Genomic DNA, 24,692 nt, shown 5'->3' with positions numbered 1-24,692 from the left:
TATACAAAACAAAAAGGAAGAATCGAAATTCTTCCTTTTTTTATATTTTTATGATAATTTATTTATCCTTCTTCTTACAACTATCTACAAGCTTTACCCATACTGGAACTGCTATAAATATTGATGAATATCCACCAAATGCTATACCAATTATAAGAGGTAGAGCAAATTCCTTAATAGCTGAAACACCAAATATATATAGCGATGTTATCGCTATAAGAACAGTTAACACTGTATTAATAGATCTTGCCATTGTTTGTGTTAAACTGGCATCTCCAAGTAATACATTAGTGTTGTATATTTTTTTCTTGCTATTTTCTCTAATTCTATCAAATACAACAACTGTATCATTAATAGAATATCCAAGTATAGTAAGTATAGCTGCTATAAAGCTACTATTTACCGGTATCTGGAAAATAGAGAATATACCTATAGTAACTATCAAATCATGTATAAGTGATGCAATAGCAGCTAGTCCAAATTTCCACTCGAATCTTAAACTAATATATATTAGTATACCTAAAATAGCTACTAGAGATGAAATTATTGCTTTTTGAGTTATTTCTTTACCTATAGTTGGCTCTATTCTTTCAGATGATACAGGTTCATTCTTCTTTAAAGAAAAATCCTTTTTTATCTCCTTAAATAAAGTCGCTACTTCTTCGTTACTTAGATTATTACTTCTAATAGATACGTTATTTCCTTGAACTTCTTGAACCTGAGCAGACTTATCATACTTTTCTACGATAGTTCTAACCTTGGTTACATCAAAACCTTTTTCCATGTTTATATTAACAACAGTTCCACCTACAAAGTCTATTCCATAATTAAGTCCTCTAAACGCTATAGAACCTAAACAAACTACAAGTATAACAGCTGATATAATAAACCATAGCTTACTTTTCTCAACTATCTTAAAAATTCTTTCTTCTTTCATCTATAACCCTCCCCTCTATTTCCTACTATAAAGTCTAGGGTTTTTTACCCATCCTGCATTAACAAATGACTTTAGTAAAAATCTTGTAACAATTACCGCTGTAAACATACTACATATAACCCCTATATTTAGAGTTAAAGCAAAACCTTTTACAGAACCTGACCCTAAATAGTATAGGGAAAAACCAGCTATAAGAGTTGTTATATTTGAATCAAGAATAGATGATAATGCTCTTTTAAAACCTATATCTATTGATGTACTTAAAGACTTACCAAGTCTAAGCTCTTCCTTAGTTCTTTCAAATATAAGTACATTAGCATCAACTGCCATACCGACAGAAAGCAGAAGCCCAGCAATACCTGGAAGAGTTAATGTTGCTCCTATATTTACAAATACTAAAAGCGTTAATATTATATAAACAACTAAAGCAATACTTGCTACAGCGCCTTGTATTCTATAGTATCCAATCATAAATAATACTATAAGACCTATACCAATTGCAGCAGCAGTCATACTTGTAGGAATTGCTTCCGCTCCAAGTGATGGACCTATTGTTTTTACTGTCGCAGGCTTAAGTTTTACAGGTAGTGAACCTGACTTAATAAGACCTGCAAGTCTTCCTGCTTCTTCAACATCAGCACTTCCTGTTATTATTGCCTCTCCATTTGTAATCTCACTTTGTACAGTTGGAGATGAAATAATATCCTCATCCATGTATATTGAAATTTGTTTATTTATATATTTTTTAGTTGCATCTGCAAACTTCTTTGTTCCCTCTTTAGTTAATTGAAGTTGTACAACTGGCTTATTTGACTGATTATCAACGCCAACTGTTGCGTTTTTAACATCTGTTCCAGCTAATACTTCTTTACCATCTGGAGATGTAAACTTAAGTTTTCCTGTCTTACCAACCTGTTCTAGGGCCTTTTGAGAATCATAAATTCCTGGGATTTCAATTCTGATTCTATTGTCACCTGTTATAGCAACAACAGATTCAGAAACTCCAAGTCCATTTACTCTAAGCTCTAGAAGTTCCTTTGTTCTTTGTAGAGTTTCCTTACTAACTTTACCTCCAACAATTTCTTCTTCTATATATACTCCACCCTTTAGATCAAGTCCTGGCTTTAGACTCTCACCTAGAGAAAGTATTTTATAATTACCAAGATTAATACCAAATGCTAGTACATATGCACTTATTAAAATCACAATAATAGATATAATAAACTTCAGTGCACTCTTTTTCTTCATATATCTCCCTCCTTCTTAAACACGCTATGCTAATTATACAACTGAGGTTTTTTTTAGTCAAACGACTTAATGTTTCATAATCTTTTATTTTTTGTAAATTATCCCTCTAGGTTTTATTTTACACATATATACAAAAAAAATCCTACAGAATATATATTCTGTAGGATTGTCCATTTTTTCATTTAAAATTAATCTTCTAGTAGCTTAGCTCTTATAGCAATTGCACATTCTACTCTTTTCTTCATCATTTCACATCCAAGTTCATATGGAATATGAATATCATTGTTAAAGTTGTAGTTGTTTGCTTGACATCCACCACTACAATAGAATTTTGCCCAACATTTTTCACACTTAGGCTTGTTATATATATGTCCATTTTTAAATAGAGTCTCTAGTGATGCATCTATATTACCTTCATCTAGGGTTCCAAGTTTAAATTCTTCTTTTCCAACAAATTGATGACATGGATATATATCTCCATCTGGAGTTACAGCTACATACTCATATCCTGCACCACATCCTGATATTCTCTTATAAACACAAGGACCACCGTTTATATCCATTGCAAAGTGATAGAATTTAAATCCTCTACCTTCTTTTTCTCTTTTGATCATTTCATCTGCTAGTTTATCATATTGCTCAAAAATAACAGGAAGATCTTCAAGTCTTAATGCTAGAGGATGAGAAGGTTCAAGAACAACAGGTTCATTTGATACTTCTTTAAAACCTTCATTTGCCATAAGCATTACGTCTTCAAAAAAGTCAAGGTTTTCCCTTGTAAATGTTCCTCTTACATAGTACTGCTTTGACTTATCTCTCTTTTCTACCATTTTCTTTATTTTAGGCATTATAGCATCATATGTTCCACTTCCATCGTATCTAACTCTTATATTGTCATTAACCTCTGGTCTTCCATCTATGCTAAGTACGATATTGCCCATATTCTTATCTATATATTCCATTATCTCATCATTAAGAAGAGTTGCATTTGTTGTCATTGTAAATCTTATATTCTTATTATACTTCTTTTCTTCAATCCTTGCATAATCAACAATTTCTTTAACTGTGTTAAAGTTCATTAAAGGCTCTCCACCAAATAAATCAACCTCTATGTTCTTTCTTGGTCCTGATGATTTTATTACAAAGTCTATAGCCTTCTTACCTATTTCTGGTGTCATCATACTACGTGCACCATGATATTCACCTTCCTCAGCAAAACAATATTTGCACTTTAGGTTACAATCATGGGCTATATTAAGGCACATTGCCTTAATGAAAGATGGACCTTCATCATTTAGTATAATGTCTTTATATGGATCTTCAGTGAATAGCATATTCTCATTAATTAGGTACTTTACTTCACTTAACCCTTCTTCTATTTGTTCAGCTGTATAATTTGGAAGTAGGGATTCAAAATCCTTTACTGTACTATTATCTACATAATGGTCTAAAATATCATAAACAACATTGTCCACAACATGAATTGCGCCACTATTTACATCTATAACTATTTTTAAACCACATTGTTCAAACTTATGAATTTTCATTATTTTTCCTCCCATAAAAAGTTAAAAAGCAGTAACTATCAGTTACTGCCCAAAGCACTAGTTGTTTTCACATTCAAGGTTAGCTACTGTACATGAAGTTTTACAAGCTGATTGGCATGAGTTAGCGCACTCCTTGCATCCTGGCTTGTTAATGCTAGCCTTTAAAGCACCTAGATTAATAGTCTTTATATGCTTCATCATAAATTCCTCCTTTATCATAAAACAAGCTAAAAAATACTTAATTAGTCCTATGTAACAAGTAATCTTAAAGTTACCATGTCAATTATAGCACAAGTAATAGCTTTACTCAATAAAATAAATTTTACTTTTTAAGCATCATTCCTATCATTCCAGATAGCATTCCAACAACAACAGACATTATAAATGTTACCAAGAAGGTTTGCATATTAACCTTCCCTGCCTCTGTTAAAAGACCTATTATTCCTATAATGATAGTATATAGTCCTCCTAGAACTGCACCATGTAGGTATCCCCTTGAACCTATTTTTATAGCTCCAAAAACTCCACAGTAGCATATTCCAAGAACAGTTATAACCCATACAGATGTGTTCATTTGCGAGTCAGTGAAGCTCATAAAATAAAACATTAAAGATGCTAGTACTAAAAGTATAATTGAAAGTACCCCCGATCCTATAATTGCCTTAAGATACGCAACATAAAGTTTATCTTTTTCATTAATACTTTCCATAGTAAAATCCACCTCCCTATTAATACATATGAAAGGTGGATTTTATATATTCTATAAAGTTTAATGATTACTTTGAAGTTTCCTTCTTCTCCTCATCATCTTCTTCATCTTCGTCTTCATACTCATCTTCGTCTTCGTCTTCGTCTTCAAATTCTTCAACATCTTCATCAAGAATTTCTTCTGAAGCAGTTTCAGATGATACTATTTCCTTCTTTTCTTCTTCTACTACCCTAGAAATAGCTACCTTTGACATTATTAGCGTAGTATCTTCTCCATCACCAGTTGCAATTATAACTGTATCATTATCAATAGCAACTACAGTTCCATGGATTCCTCCAATCGTAACTACCTTATCCCCTGTTCTTAAGTTTTCAAGCATTTGGCTTTGCTGTTGTTGTCTCTTCTTTTGTGGTCTTATTATCATAAAATAGAACACAGCAAAAATTAAAACTAATGAAATTAAATTTGCAGCTACCATATGTAACCCTCCTAATTATGTAGTTTTGATAGGAATAAATCCAAAATTCCTATTCGGTATTATTATTTTTTACTTTTTTATGTGGTCTATAGCTGTTTTTGACATTACTAGTCTTGTTTTATTAGCCTTTCCAGTTAAAATAGCTATTTTATCAGAGTCTATTTTAACTACTTTACCATGAATTCCTTCTATGGTAACTATGTTATCCCCAACCGTTAAGGCCTCAAGCATTTGTCTGTACTTACTCTGTTTGTTCTTTTGAGGTCTTATTATCATAAAGTAAAAAACCCCTATCATTAGTACTAAAAACATTAGGTTTGTTGTCATTTTCCTGCCTCCTAATTTATTTTGTATACTTTTGAGTATACCCAAACTTTCTATAAAATTCATCTCTAAAGTCTAGAAGGTAGTCTCCCTTTATAGCCTCTCTAATCTGTTCTACTAACTTAAGTGTAAATCTAAGGTTATGAATTGTTGTAAGTCTTGCTCCTAAAATTTCCTGTGCCTTAAACAGATGTCTTATATAACCCCTTGTGAAGTTTTGACATGCATAACAATCACATTCCTCATCAAGTGGTCTCATATCCTCTGCATACTGTGCATTCTTAATTACAAGTCTACCATTACTAGTAAAAACAGTTCCATTTCTTGCTATTCTTGTTTGGAGTACACAATCAAACATATCAATTCCGTTTAAAACTGCTTCAAATATATAGTCTGGACTTCCTATTCCCATAAGATATCTTGGCTTATGCTCTGGCATTTTCTCAGCAACCCATGAAAGCACCTTAACCATTGTTTCCTGTGGTTCTCCTATACTAAGGCCTCCAAGGGCATATCCTGGAAAGTCCATTTTAACCATTTCATCTAATGCCTCTTCACGAAGATCTTTATACATACCACCTTGTATAATACCAAATAATGCTTGATCATTTGGTCTACTGTGAGACTTTAAACATCTTTCTGCCCATCTTAAAGTCATAGCTAGAGACTTTTTAGTATAATCATAATCAGCTTCGTATGGTGGACATTCATCAAATGCCATCATAATATCTGCTCCTAGTGAATTTTGAATTTCCATTGCTTTTTCAGGTGATAGAAACTGCTTAGATCCATCTATATGAGACTTAAAGGTAACCCCTTCTTCCTCAATTTTTCTAAGGTCAGTTAAACTAAATACCTGAAATCCTCCACTATCAGTAAGAATTGGTCTATCCCAATTCATAAACTTATGAAGGCCTCCTGCTCTTTCAATTAACTTGTGTCCAGGTCTTAAAAATAAATGATATGTATTACTTAGTATTATTTGTGAACCTATATCTTTAAGCTCATGAGGTGTCATAGCTTTTACAGTTGCTTGTGTTCCAACTGGCATAAATATTGGAGTTTCTATTACGCCATGAGGTGTGTGTATTCTTCCAAGTCTTGCACCAGACTGCTTGCAACGTTTTATCAGTTCGTACTTCACAACCGGTTCCATTAATTTCCTCCCTTATTGTGTAACTTTTTATATTATTGTATTTTAATTAACTTAATAAAGTATATCATATCTTATAAATAGGCTCAACAATCATAATAAGCGCTGTTTTCCAAAAAAATAATATTATTCCCTTGACACTATTACAAATTTCATCTTATAATGAATTAACAAGATTTAAAAAGCCTAACTCTTACAAATTCTTTGATTGAAAAAAGTAAGTATATGCATAGGTTTCAGCGAGTTGGGAATGGTGAGAGCCTAACACTGATTGGTATACCGAATGGGTTCATGAGAAGCAGGGTGAACAATAGTAGCCTGAGCCGTTAGCTTTACGTTATAAAAGCGGGATATCGAGATAACCTTCTCCGTATCTTAATTAAGTGAGATGATTTTTTCATCTAATTTAGGTGGCACCACGGAAGTACAGCCTTTCGTCCTATTCTATAGGGACGATGGGCTTTTTTGTTTACCTAAAAACATATTTTGAACTAATTAAAGTATCATAATAAAAATTTCAAGGAGTGATTTAAATGGATATTAGAAAAATAACATTATCAGGAGTTTTATTTGCTGCGGGACTTATAATTCATCAATTAATGCCACCAATTTTCGGGGTAACTCCTGATGTTCAACTTGCTGTACTTTTTATAGTTATATTAATTAATGGTAGTTTTAAATCTACTATTGCAGCTGGGATTGTATCAGGAATTATTACCTCTTTAACTACTAAGTTTCCTGGTGGACAAGTTCCTAACTTTGTAGAAAAAATAATAACTTCAATTATTATGTATTTTGTTATTGTTTTCATATTAAAGTTTGCTAATAAGATTATTACTATGGCTATAGTTGGATTACTTGGAACTATCCTAAGTGGATTTATTTTCTTAACACTAGCACTTTATATAGTAGGGCTACCATCTGGACTAACTGTAAATATTGGAATTATATCAGTTGTTCTTCCAGCAGCAGTTATAAACCTATTCTTAACACCTGTTCTTTATAAAATAGTAGAAAAGTCTTCAAAGGCAGTTTAATATATAACAAAAGGACCAAAAGCTAACTTTTGGTCCTTTTTATATTTACTTAATAAACATTGCATCTCCAAAACTAAAGAATCTATATTTTTCTTCAACAGCTTCCTTATATGCATTCATAGTGTTTTCCTGCCCAGCTAGTGTACTTACAAGCATAATAAGTGTTGACTCTGGAAGATGGAAGTTCGTAATAAGGTTATCTACTACCTTAAATTTATAACCTGGATATATAAATATATCTGTCCATCCAGAGCATTCTTTTATAAATCCATTTTCATCCCCTACTGTTTCAAGTGTCCTAGTAGATGTTGTCCCAACCGTAATAACTCTTTTACCTTGTCTTTTTGTGTTGTTAATTATATCTGCATTTTCCTTATCAATACTATAAAACTCGGAGTGCATAATATGTTCATTAATATCCTCTACCTTAACAGGCCTAAAGGTTCCAAGTCCTACATGTAGAGTTACATATGCAATGTTAACTCCCTTTTCCTTTATCTTCTCCATAAGCTCCTTAGTAAAATGAAGACCTGCTGTTGGTGCCGCAGCTGAACCATTTATCTTAGAATAAACTGTTTGATATCTTTCCTTATCTTCAAGCTGCTTTGTAATGTATGGAGGAAGGGGCATTTGTCCTAATTTATCTAAAACTTCTTCAAATATACCCTCATACTTAAATTCGATTATTCTTCCTCCAATTTCAGTAGTTTCAAGAACCTTGCATTCAAGCTCTCCATTACCAAATACAAATTCTGTTCCTGGCTTTGCTTTTTTACCAGGCTTCACAAGTGTTTCCCACTTATCCTTATCAACTCTTTTAAGAAGAACAAATTCTATCTTAGCCCCTGTTTCCTTCTTAATTCCAAATAATCTTGCAGGTATTACCCTACTATTATTAAGAACTAAGGTATCTCCTTCCTTAAGATACTCTAAAATATCCTTAAACCTTCTGTGGTTAATTTCTCCTGTATTTTTATCTAGAACAAGAAGTCTAGAATTATCTCTCTCCTCTAATGGCTCCTGTGCTATAAGCTCTTCTGGTAAATCAAAATAAAAGTCACTTACTTTCATTATTTATCCTCCTTAGTTTCTATTCATTAGGAAATGGAATTTCTAAATGATCATATGCTGCCTTTGTAACTACTCTTCCCCTTGGAGTTCTATTTATAAATCCAAGTTGAAGAAGATATGGTTCATATACATCCTCTATAGTTTCATTTTCCTCTCCTATTGAATAGGCAAGTGTATCAAGTCCTACTGGTCCACCATTAAATTTATTAATCATGGATGTAAGCATTTTTCTATCTATATTATCAAGTCCTAAGTTATCAACTTCTAAAAGATCTAATGCTGCCTTTGCTGCCTCATTATCTATATATCCATTTCCCCTAACCTGAGCATAATCTCTAACTCTCTTAAGTAATCTATTAGCAATTCTAGGTGTTCCTCTAGAGCGTCTTGCAATTTCAATTGCTGCATCCTCATCTATACCTATCCCAAGTATACCTGCACCACGAATAACTATTCCCTTTAGTTCCTCTTCATTATAAAGTTCAAGTCTACACATTACCCCGAATCTATCTCTTAAAGGTGATGTTAGCATACCCGCCTTAGTAGTAGCCCCAATTAAAGTAAACTTCGGAAGGTCTATTCTAATACTTCTAGCACTCGGCCCCTTACCTATAATAATGTCTAGCGAATAATCCTCCATAGCTGGATAGAGTATTTCCTCTACACTTCTATTTAGTCTATGTATTTCATCTATGAATAACACATCGCCCTCAATAAGATTTGTAAGTATTGCAGCTAAATCTCCAGCTTTTTCTATTGCAGGTCCTGATGTTACTCTTATTGATGATGCCATTTCATTTGCAATTATAGCAGCAAGGGTTGTCTTTCCAAGTCCTGGAGGTCCGTATAAAAGCACATGATCTAGTGCCTCTCCTCTTTTTTTTGCTGCCTCAATAAAGATTGAAAGCTTCTCCTTTGCTTTAACCTGTCCTACGTATTCCTCAAAGCTTTTAGGCCTTAAACTTCCCTCTATGTCCATATCCTCAGACTTAAAGCTAGAGGTTATTATCCTTTCCTCTATATCCATTTATAAAACACCTATCCTCTCATAAGTAGTTTTAATGCCTCTTTTAGCATATCTTCAATTGAAAGGTCATTATCTATTTGGCTAAGAGTTTTAACTGCTTCCTGTTTTGTATATCCAAGTGCCATTAGACCTTCTGTAGCATCAGCTATTTTAGATATATCTTCCTTTTCACTTCCTAACTCAAGTAGAGGAAGTGGTGTTTCTATATTTAACTTTTTAAATTTATCACGAAGTTCTAAAATAATCCTTTGTGCAGACTTCTTTCCAATTCCCGGTGCCTTAGATATTGTCTTCTCGTCTCCTGATATTACAGCAAGTATAAAGTCCGAAGGGGACACCGTTGATAAAATAGAAAGTCCAGCCTTTGGTCCAACCCCAGAGACACCTATAAGATTCTTAAATAAACTTAATGCTTCTTTATTATAAAATCCATATAAAAGCTGCTGATCCTCTCTTACATAATGATATGTATGTACTGTTACCTCATTATCTACCTTTTTAACTTTTTCTATATCTTGAATTGGCATATAAATAATATACCCTATGCCCATATTATCTACTATAATATAATCTTCCCCATATTCAAAAACTTTTCCCTTAACATAAGCTATCATTTACTTTCCCCCTACTTAATTCTAAACATTTTAGCCATATGTGATGAATGAGAGTGACATATAGCCACAGCTAAGGCATCCGCAGTATCATCTGGCTTTGGAACTTCCTTTAGGTTAAGAAGAACCTTAACCATCTGCTGAACTTGTTTTTTTTCTGCTCTTCCATATCCTACAACAGCTTGTTTTACCTGTAGCGGTGTATATTCAAAAACATCTACCCCAAGCCTTTGGGCTGCTAGTACTGAAACGCCTCTAGCTTGTCCAACACTTATTGCTGTTTTTACATTTTGATTAAAAAAAAGTTCCTCAAATGCAATAGCATCTGGGTTATATTTTGAAAATATATGTGTTAATGCCTCAAATACTAAATTCAGTCTTTCTGGCATTGTATTTTTAGGTGTTGTTGTAACTGCACCATAGTCAATTACTTTAAACTTATTATTCTCATAATCAATAATTCCATAGCCAACAATGGCATACCCTGGGTCAATCCCTATAATTCTCATAATAACCTCCCTTAGCGAAAGTCTGTTCGAATAGTATTATATCATTTTTAAATATATAGGCAAAGCTTAAACACAATAAAAAGTAAAAGTATGGATAATATCCAACTTCTACTTTTTATAAGTTTATGAATCGTAGTCCGCCAATGTATGTTCTGCTTCTTCTATAGTAGCATATACCTTTCCCTTTACAAGTCCTGCTTTTTCTTGTTCTGAGACCTGATCTAATGTTATTCCTGTTTCCTCAACCTTAGTTAGATTCCCTGTCTCATCTACCTTAAATATTACTATACCTTGATCAATTGCTTTAAGAACATATAGTCCCTTTGGCCACTCATTTATCTTCTCAGAAATAACAACCTTCTCACTAGTAAACTCTTCTATAGAATATCCTATTTTCTTTGCATACCCATCAAACTGAGTTTTATCCATACCTAGTAAATCTTCTGTTATTTCTTGATTAACTACTTTCTCATATGTGTCACCTTTTATGTATATCTGTTTTTTTACTATTTTTGTTGCTGGTCCTATAGAGTTAATCTTTGGAGCCTTTGATTTATTTTCTGCAAGTACAGTAGTTTTAGCTGATGTCTCAATGTCATTCTTTTCCACTGTAATACCCTGTATATTTTTATTATCAGTACTATTTTGGGATATATAAAGGCTCGTTCCTACACTTACTGCTATAGAGAAAATAAGTGCAACTAAAACTATTATTTTACCTACCTTCATTTTCCTCACTCCTTTATTGGGTATTATATCCACATGAATCCCTTTTATACAAAATACACTAACTAATTTAAAATTAATATAAAAAGGACTATATTAAAAGATAACCTTTTAATATAGTCCAAAGTGATATTATAGATTTTATGACCAGTCTTTAACTAATCCCTCTAATCTATTAACATCCCCTTTACAGTTTTGAAGAAATGCCCTAACTTCATTTATAACTATAGTCTTTATATGTTCCTTTTCTTCCTCTGTAAATCCACCTTTACAGTTGTCTAGCTGAGTTAAGTCTTGTCTAAATAAAATATCATTAAATGATCCTTTACCTATTTTAGAAATTATATCTTCAAGTATTTGTACTGTACCCCATTCTTTATCTAAATAAAAAGGTAAGTTTTCCTTAACAATAGCTACTGCAGTATTTCTTCCAAAGTCTCCATTTACATAAACATTGTTCTTCATATAGTGCATGTTATCCACTCCTTAAAGTAAGTATAGATGATCATAGCATCTATATAGTAGTTTGTGAAATTTACTTATATTTATGCTCTAATTAATAATCTTTTTAGCTTCACATAATAACCTATTATGTGAATTTATATCTGGATTTCTTAAAACCATCTCTAAAAGCATCTCTAGAACTTCTCCAACCTTTTTGCCTTTAGCACAACCTATATTTATAATATCATTTCCAGTTATTTTCAAATCCTTTATACTGTAACATTCACTATTTTCTATAATGTTATTTAACTTATTCTCAACTTCCAATATGTTTTCTAATTTAGTATCGCCTAAAATAAAATCAAGATATGTATGCTCTATTTTTTTTATTTTTAGAATACTTCTTAAAACATCTTCTCCAATAGAATTTAAAATCTTTTTAATGTTATAGTATTCATCTTCTATAGTAATATCTAAATACTCTATAATCTTATCCACTTTATTTATTGTTTTATTATCATATTTTAATCTTTTAAGGATTTTATTTGAATCAAAGCTATAGGATTCTTTTCTATAATCTAATTCTAATCTTTTAAAACCATGAAGTAAAAGCGCATATCTTAAGCATATATCTTTATTTAATAGGTTTACTGAATTAAGTATTATGTTAATATAATTAATTATGCTTTCATTACCAATAAACTTATCATATATTAGCTTTAACTCAGGTAAAATGTACTCTAAAACCTGTAATTTATATAGATCATTTACTATATATGGATTTGAAAGTATCATCTTATTAAACTCTTCTCTTATTCTTTCAACTGAAATATCATTTAATTTATAGGACAGGATTTTAATAGATTCTAATGCGCTATTATCTATATCAAAGTTTAGTTGTGCTTTAAATCTTAGTGCTCTAAGAATTCTAAGTGCATCCTCATTAAAACGATGCTCTGGATTTCCAACACACTTAATTATTTTATTATTTAAATCTTCTCCTCCATTAAAATAATCAACTAAGCCTAGTCTTTCGTTATATGCCATTGCATTTATAGTAAAGTCCCGTCTTAAAAGGTCTTCTCTAAGGGAAGAAGTAAATTCTACATTCTCTGGCCTTCTGCTATCTTTATACTCACCATCTATTCTATATGTAGTAACCTCATAAACTTCACCATCATTTTTATCAATTAATGTAATTGTCCCATGCTTCTCACCTGTAACAATTACTTTATGTGTATTTTCAAATAGCTTTATAGTTATATCTGGAGTACTATTTGTAGTAATATCATAGTCATTAGCCTTTCTTCCCATTAAAGCATCTCTTACACACCCGCCAACTATAAATGCCTCATATCCATTATTATAAAAAGTATTTATTATATTCTTACAGCTACTTGGCATATAGATCTTCATTATTTCACCCCCTTAAAAAGAAAAACCGTGTTAGTCTAAACTTAGAATAACACAGTTCATATATATGTTAAATTATTTTATTCTTCATCAAATTCAGCATTATGCCAATATCCTTGAACATCTTCATCATCGTCAAACTTATCAAGCATCTTTAGGAATTTAACAAGGTCATCTCCTTCAATCTTTGTTGTAGTTGAAGGTAACATTGAAACCTCAGCTGAAACAAAAGTTATACCCTTAGCCTCTAACTCTTCACGAACCTTAGAAAAGTCTTCAGGGGAAGTAATTATTTCATAAACATCCTCCTCAGATGAAAAATCCTCAGCCCCAATGTCTAATGCAGACATCATTAAATCATCTTCATCTATTTCATCTGACTTTTCAACAACTATAAGACCTTTTTTCTCGAACATAAATGAAACGCATCCTGTAGTTCCAAGGTTACCACCAAACTTATCAAATGCATGTCTTACCTCTGATGCAGTTCTATTTCTATTGTCTGTTAATGCATTTACTATAACCGCAGTTCCTCCTGGTCCATATCCTTCATAAACTATTTCTTCATAGTTTACAGCTCCAAGTTCACCAGCTGCCTTCTTTATAGCTCTAGTTATATTATCAGATGGCATGTTATTTGCCTTTGCCTTTGCTATAGCGTCTCTAAGTCTTGTATTGGATTCCGGACTTGATCCACCTTCTTTAACTGCAACTGCTATTTCCTTACCTATCTTAGTAAAGATTTTACCTCTAATAGCATCTTGCTTACCCTTCTTATTCTTTATGTTAGCCCATTTTGAGTGACCTGACATCGTAACTCCTCCTTACAAACCTATAAATCAACTATTAATTTTATCATATTTGAGAAGTTTTTTAAAGATTAAGGGTTATTTTGAAGGAGTAAAAATAGGTGGATAACTTCTTTTATGTGCACTTCTATAGTTTAATAAATCAATTTTATCCTTTACCTCATCCTTTGCGTCACCTGTTAATATGTACTCATCTAATTCCTTATATGTTATACCCATTTCATCCTCATCTGTTTGGTCTTCCCAAAGTCCTGCTGATGGTGCTTTATTAATAATTTCTTCTGGTATATTAAAATATTCAGCAAGTCTAAATACATCTCTTTTTACAAATGAAGCAATAGGTAGCATATCTACTCCACTATCACCATGCTTTGTAAAATATCCTACTGTTAATTCACTTTTGTTACCTGTTCCAGCTACTAAATATCCCTTCATAGCAGCATAGTAATAAAGGGTAGTCATTCTTAGTCTTGGTTTAATATTTGCTATGGCCATTTTATCATATGTATGGTCCACCTCAGAGATAAAGCTGTCAAATACATTATCAAGAACTACCTTTTTGTAGTTAATATTAAGTGCATCAATAACTTTCATAGCATCTATCTCATCCTTATCGCTACTTTTACATGGCATAATTATTCCTAATGTATCCTCTGGAAATGCTCTTTTAGCTGCTGCTGCAACAACAGCAGAATCTATTCCTCCGCTTATACCAAGTACTACTCCTTTGCACCCTGCATCTTTAACCTTTTCCTTAATCCAGTTTACAAGTTCTTCTGCTACCTTTTCTACATCCTTCATATTATACATATTTAAACCTCCATTAAAACCTCATTTTCATCTACAAAACACTGAACCGTTTTTTCCTCTGATATTATATTATTTCCATTCATCATTTCTATTATTTCATTTTTTATTGAATCAAAGTCTTTTTTCAATGAAATAACATCTATTGTTACATTTTCAAGAAAGTTAACCTCTTCAATCTTTATGTTAAGTGCTTGAAGATAGTTATTTATTTTTCCGTACTTTTCATAATCACATGTTATATTGAATCTGCACCCTTCAAGCCTTTTAACCTTAATTCCAGCATCAATTCCCTGCTTACAAGATGCTCCATATGCACGAATAAGTCCACCTGCACCAAGCATTATACCACCAAAATACCTAGTTACAACAACTACAACATCATTAAGCTGCTCTCTTTTAAGCACTTCAAGAACTGGAGGCCCTGCTGTTCCCTGAGGTTCTCCATCATCAGAATATCTCATAGATATCCTATTATTAGTTACATATGCAAATACATTATGTCTAGCATCCTTGTACTTTTCTTTAATCTCTCCTACAAATTCCATAGCCTCTTTTTCATTTGATATTCTTTTAATATTGCATATAAATTGAGATTTTTTCTCTTCAAATGATACTTCTAAATTTTTTAATATAGTATAATCTTCACTTAACAATTTCTAGCCCCCCATTTTTTATCGCCTCTATAGCTTTAATTGCCGAAAGCTTTACATATTCTTTATCTGATGAATTTGAGATCTTTTCAAGATATGGAAGAGACTTTTCACTTTTAATGTTTCCAAGAGCTTTTATTGCATACTCTTTAACTTGAGACCTATTTTCTTTAAGTGCTAAAATAAGAGCATCCTCACCCTTTATACTTCCTATCTTACCTATAGCTGAACAGCACATTCTTTTTATAGTTCCATCATTACATCTTAAAAAAGTAATAATGCGGTCAATTCCTCTTTGGCTTTTTATTTCTCCTAGAAACCATATATAAAATGCACACTCTTTTTGGGATGCATTAAAAATATTATTAATTACATAACTTTCAATATTCATAATTTCTGTCTTTTCCATTTTAGATATAATACTTAATCTCTCGTCCTTTGGACAATTCATTAGAGAGTTTAATATACTTTTTTCATCTGTACCATTTTTGTATATTTTATATTTGATTTTTGAGTGTATAATATGTTTTTCAACTTCTATCTTAGATAGATTTCTTATAATTGATATTGCCTTTATATCTTTACCCTCTTTATAAAGAAGATACGATACATCCTCCGATGATAAATCATTAATATTTTCCCAGCATAATTTTTTCATAATTATCATCCTTTATCGTTTCGTTATATACATTTTATAAATATTCTTTAAATAGTTCAACTTCTAATAGCATTGTTTATATTACTTGATTATTGAGCATACTATATGATATCATATTTCCATAATTTATTATCTTGTATAATATGAACATATATATAAATTGGAGGTGTACTTTTATGATAACAAAGGACATGAATATTATTGATATCGTTAACAAATTCCCTGAAACTGTTGAAGTTTTCACTAAGTATGGAATGGGATGTTTCGGATGTATGGCTGCTAGATTCGAAAATTTAGAGCAAGGTGCTTTAGCTCACGGAATTGATGTTGATGCTTTAGTTGCAGATCTAAACGAAGCTACAAAGTAATTTAAAGGGTGCATATAGCACCCTTTTTTGTTTATTTTTAAAGATAAGGAAATAGATTTCCTGAATTTAAATTCTTCAAGTCCATATAAGCATTTCTTATAATTTTTATTCCCTCTTCTATCTTATCATCCTCTACAGCTGCAAAACTTAGTCTAAAGTGGGTATCTTCCCTATTATCAAGATAAAAAACCCTACCTGGTACAACAGATGCACCTCTTTGCTTGATTATACTTCCAAGCATCAATGAATCCATATCTGACTTACAATATATATGAATTCCACCCTCTGGGTTATCAAACTCAATAAAAGGAGTAACCTCTCTTAAAGCCTTTATTGTTATATCATACTTATTTTTATATATTTTACTCATGCGTTCTATATGACCTTGCCACTTTTTCTTTCTAATATAAAGGTCAAATGTTCTTTGCATAAGACTTGATGTAGATATATCACTTGTGTGCTTTGCTGACATTATGTTAGAAGTTAAAGACTTTGGTACAGCGAGAAATCCTAGTCTAATCCCAGGCATAAATATTTTTGAAAAACTCTTTAGATATATAACCCTATCCTCTGTATCTATCGCTTTAACTGGGTATGTTTCTTTTCCACTAAACTTTAATTCTGGAAGATAGTCATCCTCTAGAATATAGGTATTATATTTCTTAGCAAGGAACAATAGTCCTTGTTTCTTCTCGTCACTATATGATATTCCCGTAGGATTTTGAAAACTTGTCATTACATATATTAGCTTTGGAGAATATTTTTTAAGTGCTTCTTCTAAAAGCTCTAAATCCATACCTCCACTAATGATTGGAACCTCGATAATATTAGCTCCCCTTGATCTAAAGGCAGCAAGAGCCCCTGTATATGTTGGACTTTCAACAACTATTGTATCATTAAAGTTTATTAATGCCTTAGACACGATATCTATTCCCTGCTGTGCACCTGAAATAATATGTATATCCTCTATATCCGTATTTACTTTTCTATTAATTATATAGTCCCTTAGTGACTCTCTAAGTGGATAATAACCCTTAGCCTCTTGATATGCAAAGGCATAACCACCATCTCTATCTAGAACCTCATTCATAGCTTCCTTAAACTCCTGAACTGGGAAATAAACAGGGTCCGGAGTTAAAGTTGCAAAATTTATTTCAGATTTATTCTCATGAACTGTTCCTTCCTTAGGTCCAGTTAAACTTTTCTTTATATTTTCTTTATCTTCTACATTTGATAAATTATCATCACCCTTAACAAAGGTGCCACTTCCAACCTTAGAGTAAACCAATCCATTTTGCTCAAGCATTTTATAAGCATTAACTATAGTAACATTATTAACTGAAAGTTTAGACCCTAAATTTCTTATTGCAGGTAGCTTCTCATGTGGCTTTAAGCTGCCATTTTCTATAAACTTTTTTATTTCATTGTATATTTGGATGTACATAGCCTCAGGGCTATTTTTATCTAATTGTATAAATTCATGAAAAGCCAAATATCTCACCTCTACCTTTTAATATTATATATACATCTTATCATATAATTTAAAAGTCTACTATTTTCTTATAAAGAACAGTGCAATAGTTGAAGGCCCTACATGACTTCCTATAACCGACCCAATTTCAGATATAAGAATATTATCTATTCCAAGCTTTTCTTTTATTTCATTTTCAAGTTCCCTTGCGAATTCCAAATCCTCAGAATAGCTAATACCTATTCTATTACTTTTTATATCTTCGCCTTTTTCCTCTAAAATTTGAATAAGTTTTTTTATTAGTCCTTTTTTTCCTCTAGTTTTATCAAGTGGGAAAATTGCTCCATCCACAAAATGCAATATAGGTTTTACACTTAGAAGATTCCCTATTACCGCCTGAGATGCAGATATTCTTCCCCCTAACTTTAGCATATCAAGAGAGCCTACACCAATGATGTGCTCCATTTTGCCACGCATTCTTATAACTTCATTTATAATTTCATCTTTATTTTTGCCTTCTCTTGCCATAAATGCTGCCTTTTCTACTATTAATCCTTGTCCAACAGAGGCAGCTAAAGAATCTATTACCTCTACTCTTTCATCATTATTAAGCATTTCCTTTGCAATTATTGCTGATTGATATGTTCCGCTAAGTTTAGATGAAAATGCTATACAAACAACTTCCATGTCATTATCGATTGCTTCCTTAAACAACTTATAAAAAGATGCTGGAGTTGACTGAGATGTTGTTGGTAGCTTTTTTATGTTTTTAAGCTTTTTATAAAATTCCCCTGGGGTTATTTCAACTCTATCTAAAAAATCCCCATCCTCTAAGATAGTTACTAGTGGACTCATTTCAACGCCTATTTCATTTAGATAATCTATATCAAGATCACATGAACTATCTGTAATTATCTTTACTTTTTGCATACTATTCCTCCATTATCACTAAACACTGTATACAATTTCATGGATTAAAAATTCACCGTTTTGTGTTTTATAATCTCTAGTATTTTCCCATACAACCTTATTTTTAGCCATTTCATGTATAACAAGACTTAAATCTTTATTAATGCAGTTAAATTCCTTACTTTCTTGTATGTCCATAACAGAACATGCCTCTTTACTATTCTTTATAAATTCAACAATGGGCTCTGTTATCTCTGCTATATTTTTCTCAATAAAGCTTTCGATGTACTTAAGTGTTGTTATTATCCTATCTTCTAAATCTCCATCGTAAACTAGAGTTTTAAAAAGATTTTCTATACTGCTATTCATGTTAATTGCTATTGATATAACATCTTTATCCGTTATATATCCACTTAAATTCATGTTTAACCTAGCAAAATTTTTAAACACAAGTAAAGTAAGTTCATATGCAGTTTCATATTTCTTAGTAAAATAGAATTTCTTAGCATAATGCATTAAGTTAAGCATTTCTGATAATATATCTATGTTCCTTATTTTTCTATCCCTATCAGAATAAAATCTTGTAGAGTGAAATAACTCCTCTATACTACAATCATTGCAATATACAAGCTTTCCACTTGAGAAAGCTTTGTGAAAGGTTCCACCTTTTACAATGCTTTCAAAGTTATTAATAAACTTTTCCTTTGATATATATTTTATATGCATATATATTCCATAGGCTTTTGTATAAAGGATTTCCATTTTGTCTTTTTCGCTAGTTACTACTATAAAGTCTATATCGGATTCCTGCCAGATATCCCCATTAACTATACTCCCATAAACAATTACAGCTAGCGTATGGGAACAACCTCTAAAACTCTGCAACGCCTTTTCATATGCCTTTTGATACTCTCTGATTTTAGACAAAATCTCTCCCCCTTTTATCAATTAGAATTATATCAAAGCAGAGTGTTATTTACAAATTAGAAGAAAAGTTACACTTTTCTCCTATAAATCTTTATTTTTAAAGCTCTTATAATGCTTTCTCTTTTCTTAAAAATATACATTATGGATACAAAAGCTATTATAATAAGCGCTATAATACTAATTAGCTTAATTGGAGAAAAGAAAAATTTAACCTTGAAATATAGGTATGGGACTTTTAGAAAATCACTAATGCTAAATTTTTTTCTTTCTCCTAAATCTAAAACATATTTACCATTGCTTTTTTCATTATATACCGCAACATAGTATTCTCCATTTTCAGGTATTTCTCCTCTTAAGGATTGTGCTAGATGGTAGTATGATCCTGTAAATGAATCAAAATACTTTGACTTATTATCCGTTGACTTTATAACTAGTGCACCATATCCCTTAGGGAGATCAAATGGAATAGCATCCTTTTGTACTATCTCCTTACTAATTAGTACTATTTCTGGGGAAAATCCCTTCTCACCTGTTAAGTTTGGAATTCTTAATTCTATGTAGAAATTTTCATATTTTTTTCCCTTAAACTTAATAAAATCTATATCATTATTTTTATTAATCTTTCCGTATATAGTATTAGAATTCATATGATTATTTATTGTAACTGGAGCACTAAAGCTTGCATCTTTCCTTTCAAATATTTGATTTTTGTCAAAGTCTATACTAAAACAAATTATAATAATTAAAATGATAATTCCAAAAAACTTTTTCATATATTCCTCCTTTAAAAAATACTTTTTAGTATTATACTTAAATTAAAATAAAAAAAGACTAACCATTTTATTTAACCTTTGCTTAGAAAATACAAAAAACAAAATAAACTAAGTTCAAATATAATATTCAAACTTAGTTTATTAAGATTATATGTTATTTACTTTAACAAAGAAATTCTATTGTACAATAAATTCCCTTACTCTACCTAAAATATCCTGAGTAGTATTAACAAAAACTTCTACTCCATCCTCAGTATATTCTTCACTCTCTACACATTTATTATTATGAAGATATGAAATTACCCTAGAGTCTGTGTATGGTACTAAAAGCTTTGCTTGTATAAAACTTTTATAAACACTCTCCTCAACTGACTTTAATAAAAGATCTAGGTTAATACCTTGTTTAGCAGATATGTATATAGCATCAGGATATTTAGCCCTTATAATAGACATTGCCTCATCACTTGCTTTATCTACTTTATTAAGTACAAGTAGTAATTCTTTATCTTCTGCTCCAATATCCTTTAGTACTCCATTTACAGTATCTATTTGTGCAACTACATTTTCACTTGATGCATCTGCAACATGTATAACAAGATTACTATATACTATTTCTTCTAGAGTAGATTTAAACGCCTCTACTAAATCATGTGGAAGCTTTCTAATAAATCCTACAGTATCTGATATTAGACATTCTTTACCTGAAGGAAGTTCAATTGATCTTGTGGTTGTATCAAGGGTTGCAAAAAGCATATTCGCCTCTAAAACCTTTTCCTTTTCTACTCCAGCCATATCACACAACTTATTTCTTATTGTAGACTTACCAACGTTAGTATATCCAACTAATGAAATAACAGGAATCTCCTTTGACTTTCTTCTCTCTCTTTGAAGTTGTCTTGTTTTCTTAACATCCTTTAGCTGTCTTTCAAGATCTATTAGCTCTCTTTTTATCCTTCTTCTATCTATTTCAAGCTTCTTTTCTCCTGGACCTCTTGTTCCTATTCCCCCACCTGTTCTAGATAGGCTTCCTCCAAGTCCTATAAGCCTTGGAAGTCTGTATTTAAGCTGAGCAAGTTCTACTTGAAGTTTTCCTTCCTTAGAAATAGCTCTTTGGGCAAATATATCAAGTATTAAGGTAGTTCTGTCTATTACCTTACATCCTAGGGCCTCCTCAAGATTTCTAACCTGTGCTCCACTTAACTCATCATCAAAAATTACAGTATGAGCCATAAGGGTTTGGCGCATTAGTGCAATCTCTTTAACTTTTCCAGTACCTATGTAATATGAAGGGTCAACCTTTGCCTTGTTTTGTATTACCTTAGCTACTACTTCTGCTCCTGCAGTATTAGCAAGCTCCTCAAGCTCTTCAATAGACTCCTCTGAAGAATAACCATCTTCACTTACTGTACCAACTAAAATAACCTTCTCAGTTTCATTATCAAAATTTGTATAAACCTTATCATATAGTCTCTCCTCTAGATAAGATATTACATTTAGTACATCAATTGACTGCAGTAGTTCTATTCTAAATGGTCCCTCATAAACAGACTCTTTAGAAAGTTTGCCCTCCACTGGCTTTATAATTGAAAAAGAAAAGTTGTCAGCTGTACCATTCTTTACACCAATTGCAACCATAAGATCAAACTTCATGTTAACAAGTGCAGTAAGATCTACACTTGAAACCTCTCCATTACCATTTGGATGGGTATGTATACACCTAATACCATTTAGAAACTCACTAGACCTTCTTTCAGTTACAAACTCTAAATTTACTGAGTTTTCATCACCAACTGCTACATCAACAACTTTACCTCTTCTATTTATATAAACTGAAACTTCTCTATTTATTTCACTTGTTATTGAAGAAATAATATTTACAATTTCTTCATCTACTATATTATTTTTATCTGTGTGTATATCAAAGATCTGGTCTAATAACTTTATATATGTTTTCTTTATACCTACAAGATTTCCTCTTATCATAGTATCCTCCTTAGGGTTAAAAACTTTTCAATATATGATATTATACACTACTATGAATACAATTTATACAAATACAATTACTTTATAAAATATACATAAATTATGAGTTCTTTTTCTTAAATAATTCAACTTAGTATATCTTTCTTTTTACTATGTCTTATTTTCTTGACAAGTATTTAAGTTTACATTATATTAGAGGTTATTGACACCTGAAATAATGTAAACGAAAGCTAAGGAGAAGATTAAAATGGAAAATAAAAAAGAAAATATTCTTTTTTCAAAGGAAGAAATTGCTGATAGAATTTCTGAAATATCTAAGGTGATTTCAGAAGACTATAAAGATAAAAAGCTTTATGTACTTTCACTACTACGTGGAAGCTTTATATTTGCTGCGGATTTAGTTAGAGAACTTAGCGTTCCTGTTAATATAGGATTTATGTCTACATCAAGCTATGGGCATGGAGAAGTATCAACTGGGGATGTTAAGGTAGTTCAAGATATCTCAGACAATATTGAAGGATATGATGTACTTATAGTTGATGACATAGTTGATACAGGAACAACAATGAAATTTATAAAAGAATACTTAACTAAGTATAATCCTGCTAGTATCAAGTCATGTGTGTTACTTGACAAACCTAGTAGAAGAAAAGTAGATATAGACCCTGACTATACTTGTTTTACTATAGAAGATGTTTTTGTAGTTGGTTATGGACTAAATTATGGTGATTATTATAGAAATATCCCTTATGTATTTAATTGGGAATCAAAATAAAAAAATCCTGAAGTATTTTCTTCAGGATTTTTTATTATTTACTTTATTTCTAAACTATACTTACTCTTAAGTCCTTCTATTAGATTCATATAGCTACTTCCTTGCTTTTGTTGTATTAGCATACTCATTATTTGTGCATCTACTTCTTGTAGTGACTTTTCTCTAGCTGGTAGCTTTTCTTCTACTACTATAATATGATATCCAAATTGAGTCTTAACTGGCTCGCTAACCTTTCCAAGCTCTAGTGCAAATGCCGCTTCTTCAAATTCTGGAACCATCATTCCACGTCCAAAACTTCCAAGTGAACCTCCTTGAGCCTTTGATGGACATGATGAATACTTATCAGCAGCATCCTTAAAGCTAAGTCCTGACTTAATTTCTTCAACTATTTCATTAGCCTTTTCCTCTGAATCTACTAGTATGTGGCTAGCTTTAACCTTTGCATCTTCTGTAAACTTTTCTTTATTAGCGTTGTAATATTCTTCAACTTCTTCATTTGATACCTTAATATTTGAAATAATATCATTAACAGCTATTTGAGATAAAATTTCTCTTTTAGCTTCTTCAATTTGAGTTTTGAATTCTTCTCTATTTTCTAATCCTTCATCTAAAGCATATGTATATAGAAGTTCCCATGCAATAACTTGATCTAAAAGGTACTTCTTTCCTTCCCCAGAAGTAAGTTGTGATCTTCTTTCAGGTGGAAATTTTGCAAGAGCAGAATTAAGAGTTGCCTCAGTTATCTCTTTCCCATTTACAACAGCTAAAACCTTATTTTCCATATTTAAATCTCCTTACACAGTTTGTTATTATATAGTTTATTATATTACAAAAGCCTTAGTTATACAAAGTAATTTAAGATCTATAAAAAAACATTATTATACAAAGGTCAAAAAATAAAAAATAGCGACTTGACTCAGTCCTCGACCTACAAGTTCGCTTTATTTCCACTATTAAAAAAGTCAAAAAATAAAAATGGCTCCGCGGAGAGGACTCGAACCTCCAACCTATCGGTTAACAGCCGAGTGCTCCACCATTGAGCTACCGCGGAACATTTTTAAACCAAGCGACTTCCTACCCTCCCAGTCCGTCTCCAGACTAGTACTATCGGCGTTAGAGAGCTTAACCTTCGTGTTCGGAATGGGAACGGGTGTATCCTCTCTGCCATCATCACTTGATGCTTTCGATAATATATAATATACACTATATATATCATTTTGTCAACACTTTTTTAAAAAAACATTTAGTTCTTTGAAAACTGCACAGCATTTTTTGAACTTAATCAAGATTAAGCCCTCGATCTATTAGTATCAGTCAGCTACACA

General features: G+C 31.6%; 28 protein-coding genes, 1 tRNA gene, 1 rRNA gene and 1 other annotated feature. Of the genes, 3 read left to right on the top strand and 27 right to left on the bottom strand.

The genetic code is table 11. The features are described from left to right. Window positions 1–58: 58 nt before the first annotated feature. From secF to tgt, 8 genes are all read right to left on the bottom strand, one after another. Window positions 59–937 (bottom strand): protein translocase subunit SecF, encoded by an 879-nt coding sequence (gene secF / locus CLCY_RS08560; protein ID WP_152668135.1) that lies wholly within the window; start codon window positions 935–937, stop codon window positions 59–61. Window positions 938–952: 15 nt separating this feature from the next. Further along, a complete protein-coding gene (gene secD / locus CLCY_RS08555; protein WP_048570716.1) occupies window positions 953–2,185 on the bottom strand; it encodes a protein translocase subunit SecD in 1,233 nt (410 codons plus the stop codon). A gap of 188 nt (window positions 2,186–2,373) precedes the next feature. Beyond that, window positions 2,374–3,735 carry a thioether cross-link-forming SCIFF peptide maturase gene (gene scfB, locus CLCY_RS08550; RefSeq protein WP_152668156.1) on the bottom strand — a complete coding sequence of 454 codons (1,362 nt, stop codon included), beginning with the start codon at window positions 3,733–3,735 and terminating at the stop codon, window positions 2,374–2,376. Between the two features lie 54 nt (window positions 3,736–3,789). Beyond that, entirely contained in the window at window positions 3,790–3,930 is a 141-nt protein-coding gene (scfA, locus tag CLCY_RS08545; protein ID WP_048570714.1) for a six-cysteine ranthipeptide SCIFF, read from the bottom strand. A 124-nt stretch (window positions 3,931–4,054) separates the two neighbouring features. After that, entirely contained in the window at window positions 4,055–4,441 is a 387-nt protein-coding gene (locus CLCY_RS08540; protein ID WP_048570713.1) for a TIGR04086 family membrane protein, read from the bottom strand. 67 nt (window positions 4,442–4,508) lie between these two features. Continuing rightward, on the bottom strand, window positions 4,509–4,919 hold the full coding sequence (gene yajC, locus CLCY_RS13505) for a preprotein translocase subunit YajC (RefSeq protein ID WP_082141771.1): 411 nt from the start codon (window positions 4,917–4,919) through the stop codon (window positions 4,509–4,511). Between the two features lie 69 nt (window positions 4,920–4,988). Next, window positions 4,989–5,246, bottom strand: a complete 258-nt coding sequence (gene yajC, locus CLCY_RS08530) for a preprotein translocase subunit YajC (RefSeq protein WP_048570712.1) — start codon at window positions 5,244–5,246, stop codon at window positions 4,989–4,991. Between the two features lie 16 nt (window positions 5,247–5,262). Next, window positions 5,263–6,399, bottom strand: a complete 1,137-nt coding sequence (gene tgt, locus CLCY_RS08525) for a tRNA guanosine(34) transglycosylase Tgt (protein ID WP_048570711.1) — start codon at window positions 6,397–6,399, stop codon at window positions 5,263–5,265. Window positions 6,400–6,591: 192 nt separating this feature from the next. Then, window positions 6,592–6,841: a binding site (T-box leader), on the top strand. Between the two features lie 88 nt (window positions 6,842–6,929). Here tgt and CLCY_RS08520 point away from each other — a divergent pair. Beyond that, entirely contained in the window at window positions 6,930–7,433 is a 504-nt protein-coding gene (locus tag CLCY_RS08520; protein WP_048570710.1) for a tryptophan transporter, read from the top strand. 45 nt (window positions 7,434–7,478) lie between these two features. Here the strand turns inward: CLCY_RS08520 and queA are convergent, their stop codons facing one another. The 11 genes from queA to CLCY_RS08465 all read right to left on the bottom strand — a co-directional run bounded on the left by queA (window position 7,479) and on the right by CLCY_RS08465 (window position 16,161). After that, window positions 7,479–8,504 (bottom strand): tRNA preQ1(34) S-adenosylmethionine ribosyltransferase-isomerase QueA, encoded by a 1,026-nt coding sequence (gene queA, locus CLCY_RS08515; protein WP_048570709.1) that lies wholly within the window; start codon window positions 8,502–8,504, stop codon window positions 7,479–7,481. A gap of 19 nt (window positions 8,505–8,523) precedes the next feature. Continuing rightward, window positions 8,524–9,525 (bottom strand): Holliday junction branch migration DNA helicase RuvB, encoded by a 1,002-nt coding sequence (gene ruvB / locus CLCY_RS08510; RefSeq protein ID WP_341372104.1) that lies wholly within the window; start codon window positions 9,523–9,525, stop codon window positions 8,524–8,526. A 17-nt stretch (window positions 9,526–9,542) separates the two neighbouring features. Further along, window positions 9,543–10,145: a Holliday junction branch migration protein RuvA gene (gene ruvA, locus CLCY_RS08505; RefSeq protein ID WP_048570707.1), complete on the bottom strand. Its 603-nt coding sequence runs from the start codon at window positions 10,143–10,145 to the stop codon at window positions 9,543–9,545. An 11-nt stretch (window positions 10,146–10,156) separates the two neighbouring features. Then, window positions 10,157–10,651 (bottom strand): crossover junction endodeoxyribonuclease RuvC, encoded by a 495-nt coding sequence (gene ruvC / locus CLCY_RS08500; protein ID WP_048570706.1) that lies wholly within the window; start codon window positions 10,649–10,651, stop codon window positions 10,157–10,159. A 123-nt stretch (window positions 10,652–10,774) separates the two neighbouring features. Next, a complete protein-coding gene (locus CLCY_RS08495; RefSeq protein WP_048570705.1) occupies window positions 10,775–11,380 on the bottom strand; it encodes a hypothetical protein in 606 nt (201 codons plus the stop codon). Window positions 11,381–11,518: 138 nt separating this feature from the next. Then, window positions 11,519–11,851 carry a hypothetical protein gene (locus CLCY_RS08490; protein WP_048570704.1) on the bottom strand — a complete coding sequence of 111 codons (333 nt, stop codon included), beginning with the start codon at window positions 11,849–11,851 and terminating at the stop codon, window positions 11,519–11,521. Between the two features lie 78 nt (window positions 11,852–11,929). Next, a complete protein-coding gene (locus CLCY_RS08485) occupies window positions 11,930–13,237 on the bottom strand; it encodes a CCA tRNA nucleotidyltransferase (protein WP_048570703.1) in 1,308 nt (435 codons plus the stop codon). Window positions 13,238–13,314: 77 nt separating this feature from the next. Beyond that, window positions 13,315–14,046: a YebC/PmpR family DNA-binding transcriptional regulator gene (locus CLCY_RS08480; protein WP_048570702.1), complete on the bottom strand. Its 732-nt coding sequence runs from the start codon at window positions 14,044–14,046 to the stop codon at window positions 13,315–13,317. A 75-nt stretch (window positions 14,047–14,121) separates the two neighbouring features. After that, window positions 14,122–14,853 carry an NAD+ synthase gene (locus tag CLCY_RS08475; protein WP_341372101.1) on the bottom strand — a complete coding sequence of 244 codons (732 nt, stop codon included), beginning with the start codon at window positions 14,851–14,853 and terminating at the stop codon, window positions 14,122–14,124. Window positions 14,854–14,855: 2 nt separating this feature from the next. Further along, the gene (locus tag CLCY_RS08470; protein ID WP_053083296.1) at window positions 14,856–15,506 is read right to left on the bottom strand and encodes a YigZ family protein; all 651 of its coding nucleotides are present in this window, start codon (window positions 15,504–15,506) and stop codon (window positions 14,856–14,858) included. Beyond that, window positions 15,496–16,161, bottom strand: coding sequence for a HEAT repeat domain-containing protein (locus tag CLCY_RS08465; protein ID WP_048570701.1), 666 nt, complete (start codon window positions 16,159–16,161; stop codon window positions 15,496–15,498). The genes CLCY_RS08470 and CLCY_RS08465 overlap by 11 nt, the downstream gene beginning before the upstream one ends. A gap of 176 nt (window positions 16,162–16,337) precedes the next feature. Here CLCY_RS08465 and CLCY_RS08460 point away from each other — a divergent pair, with 176 nt between their 5' ends. Continuing rightward, entirely contained in the window at window positions 16,338–16,529 is a 192-nt protein-coding gene (locus CLCY_RS08460; protein WP_048570700.1) for a DUF1858 domain-containing protein, read from the top strand. Between the two features lie 37 nt (window positions 16,530–16,566). On the opposite strand, the gene pdxR is transcribed toward CLCY_RS08460, so the two are convergent. The 5 genes from pdxR to hflX form a co-directional block, all read right to left on the bottom strand. Beyond that, window positions 16,567–18,021: a MocR-like pyridoxine biosynthesis transcription factor PdxR gene (pdxR, locus tag CLCY_RS08455; RefSeq protein WP_048570699.1), complete on the bottom strand. Its 1,455-nt coding sequence runs from the start codon at window positions 18,019–18,021 to the stop codon at window positions 16,567–16,569. Between the two features lie 60 nt (window positions 18,022–18,081). Further along, window positions 18,082–18,930, bottom strand: a complete 849-nt coding sequence (locus CLCY_RS08450) for a DegV family protein (protein ID WP_048570698.1) — start codon at window positions 18,928–18,930, stop codon at window positions 18,082–18,084. 18 nt (window positions 18,931–18,948) lie between these two features. After that, on the bottom strand, window positions 18,949–19,836 hold the full coding sequence (locus tag CLCY_RS08445) for a nucleotidyltransferase domain-containing protein (RefSeq protein WP_048570697.1): 888 nt from the start codon (window positions 19,834–19,836) through the stop codon (window positions 18,949–18,951). A 68-nt stretch (window positions 19,837–19,904) separates the two neighbouring features. Beyond that, the gene (locus CLCY_RS08440; protein WP_048570696.1) at window positions 19,905–20,609 is read right to left on the bottom strand and encodes a hypothetical protein; all 705 of its coding nucleotides are present in this window, start codon (window positions 20,607–20,609) and stop codon (window positions 19,905–19,907) included. A gap of 177 nt (window positions 20,610–20,786) precedes the next feature. After that, window positions 20,787–22,592, bottom strand: a complete 1,806-nt coding sequence (gene hflX, locus CLCY_RS08435; protein WP_048570695.1) for a GTPase HflX — start codon at window positions 22,590–22,592, stop codon at window positions 20,787–20,789. 247 nt (window positions 22,593–22,839) lie between these two features. Here hflX and hpt point away from each other — a divergent pair, with 247 nt between their 5' ends. After that, a complete protein-coding gene (hpt, locus tag CLCY_RS08430) occupies window positions 22,840–23,367 on the top strand; it encodes a hypoxanthine phosphoribosyltransferase (protein WP_048570694.1) in 528 nt (175 codons plus the stop codon). 38 nt (window positions 23,368–23,405) lie between these two features. Here the strand turns inward: hpt and CLCY_RS08425 are convergent, their stop codons facing one another. From CLCY_RS08425 to rrf, 3 genes are all read right to left on the bottom strand, one after another. Then, window positions 23,406–24,149: a peptidylprolyl isomerase gene (locus CLCY_RS08425; protein ID WP_048570693.1), complete on the bottom strand. Its 744-nt coding sequence runs from the start codon at window positions 24,147–24,149 to the stop codon at window positions 23,406–23,408. A gap of 194 nt (window positions 24,150–24,343) precedes the next feature. Next, a tRNA-Asn gene (locus CLCY_RS08420) sits at window positions 24,344–24,418 on the bottom strand. A gap of 10 nt (window positions 24,419–24,428) precedes the next feature. After that, window positions 24,429–24,545: ribosomal RNA gene (gene rrf / locus CLCY_RS08415) — 5S ribosomal RNA — on the bottom strand. Window positions 24,546–24,692: the final 147 nt, after the last annotated feature.

It is taken from the genome of Clostridium cylindrosporum DSM 605 (assembly GCF_001047375.1).
Lineage (GTDB): Bacteria > Bacillota > Clostridia > Clostridiales > Caloramatoraceae > Clostridium_AB > Clostridium_AB cylindrosporum.
This window is presented reverse-complemented; position numbering and strand designations above follow the sequence as displayed.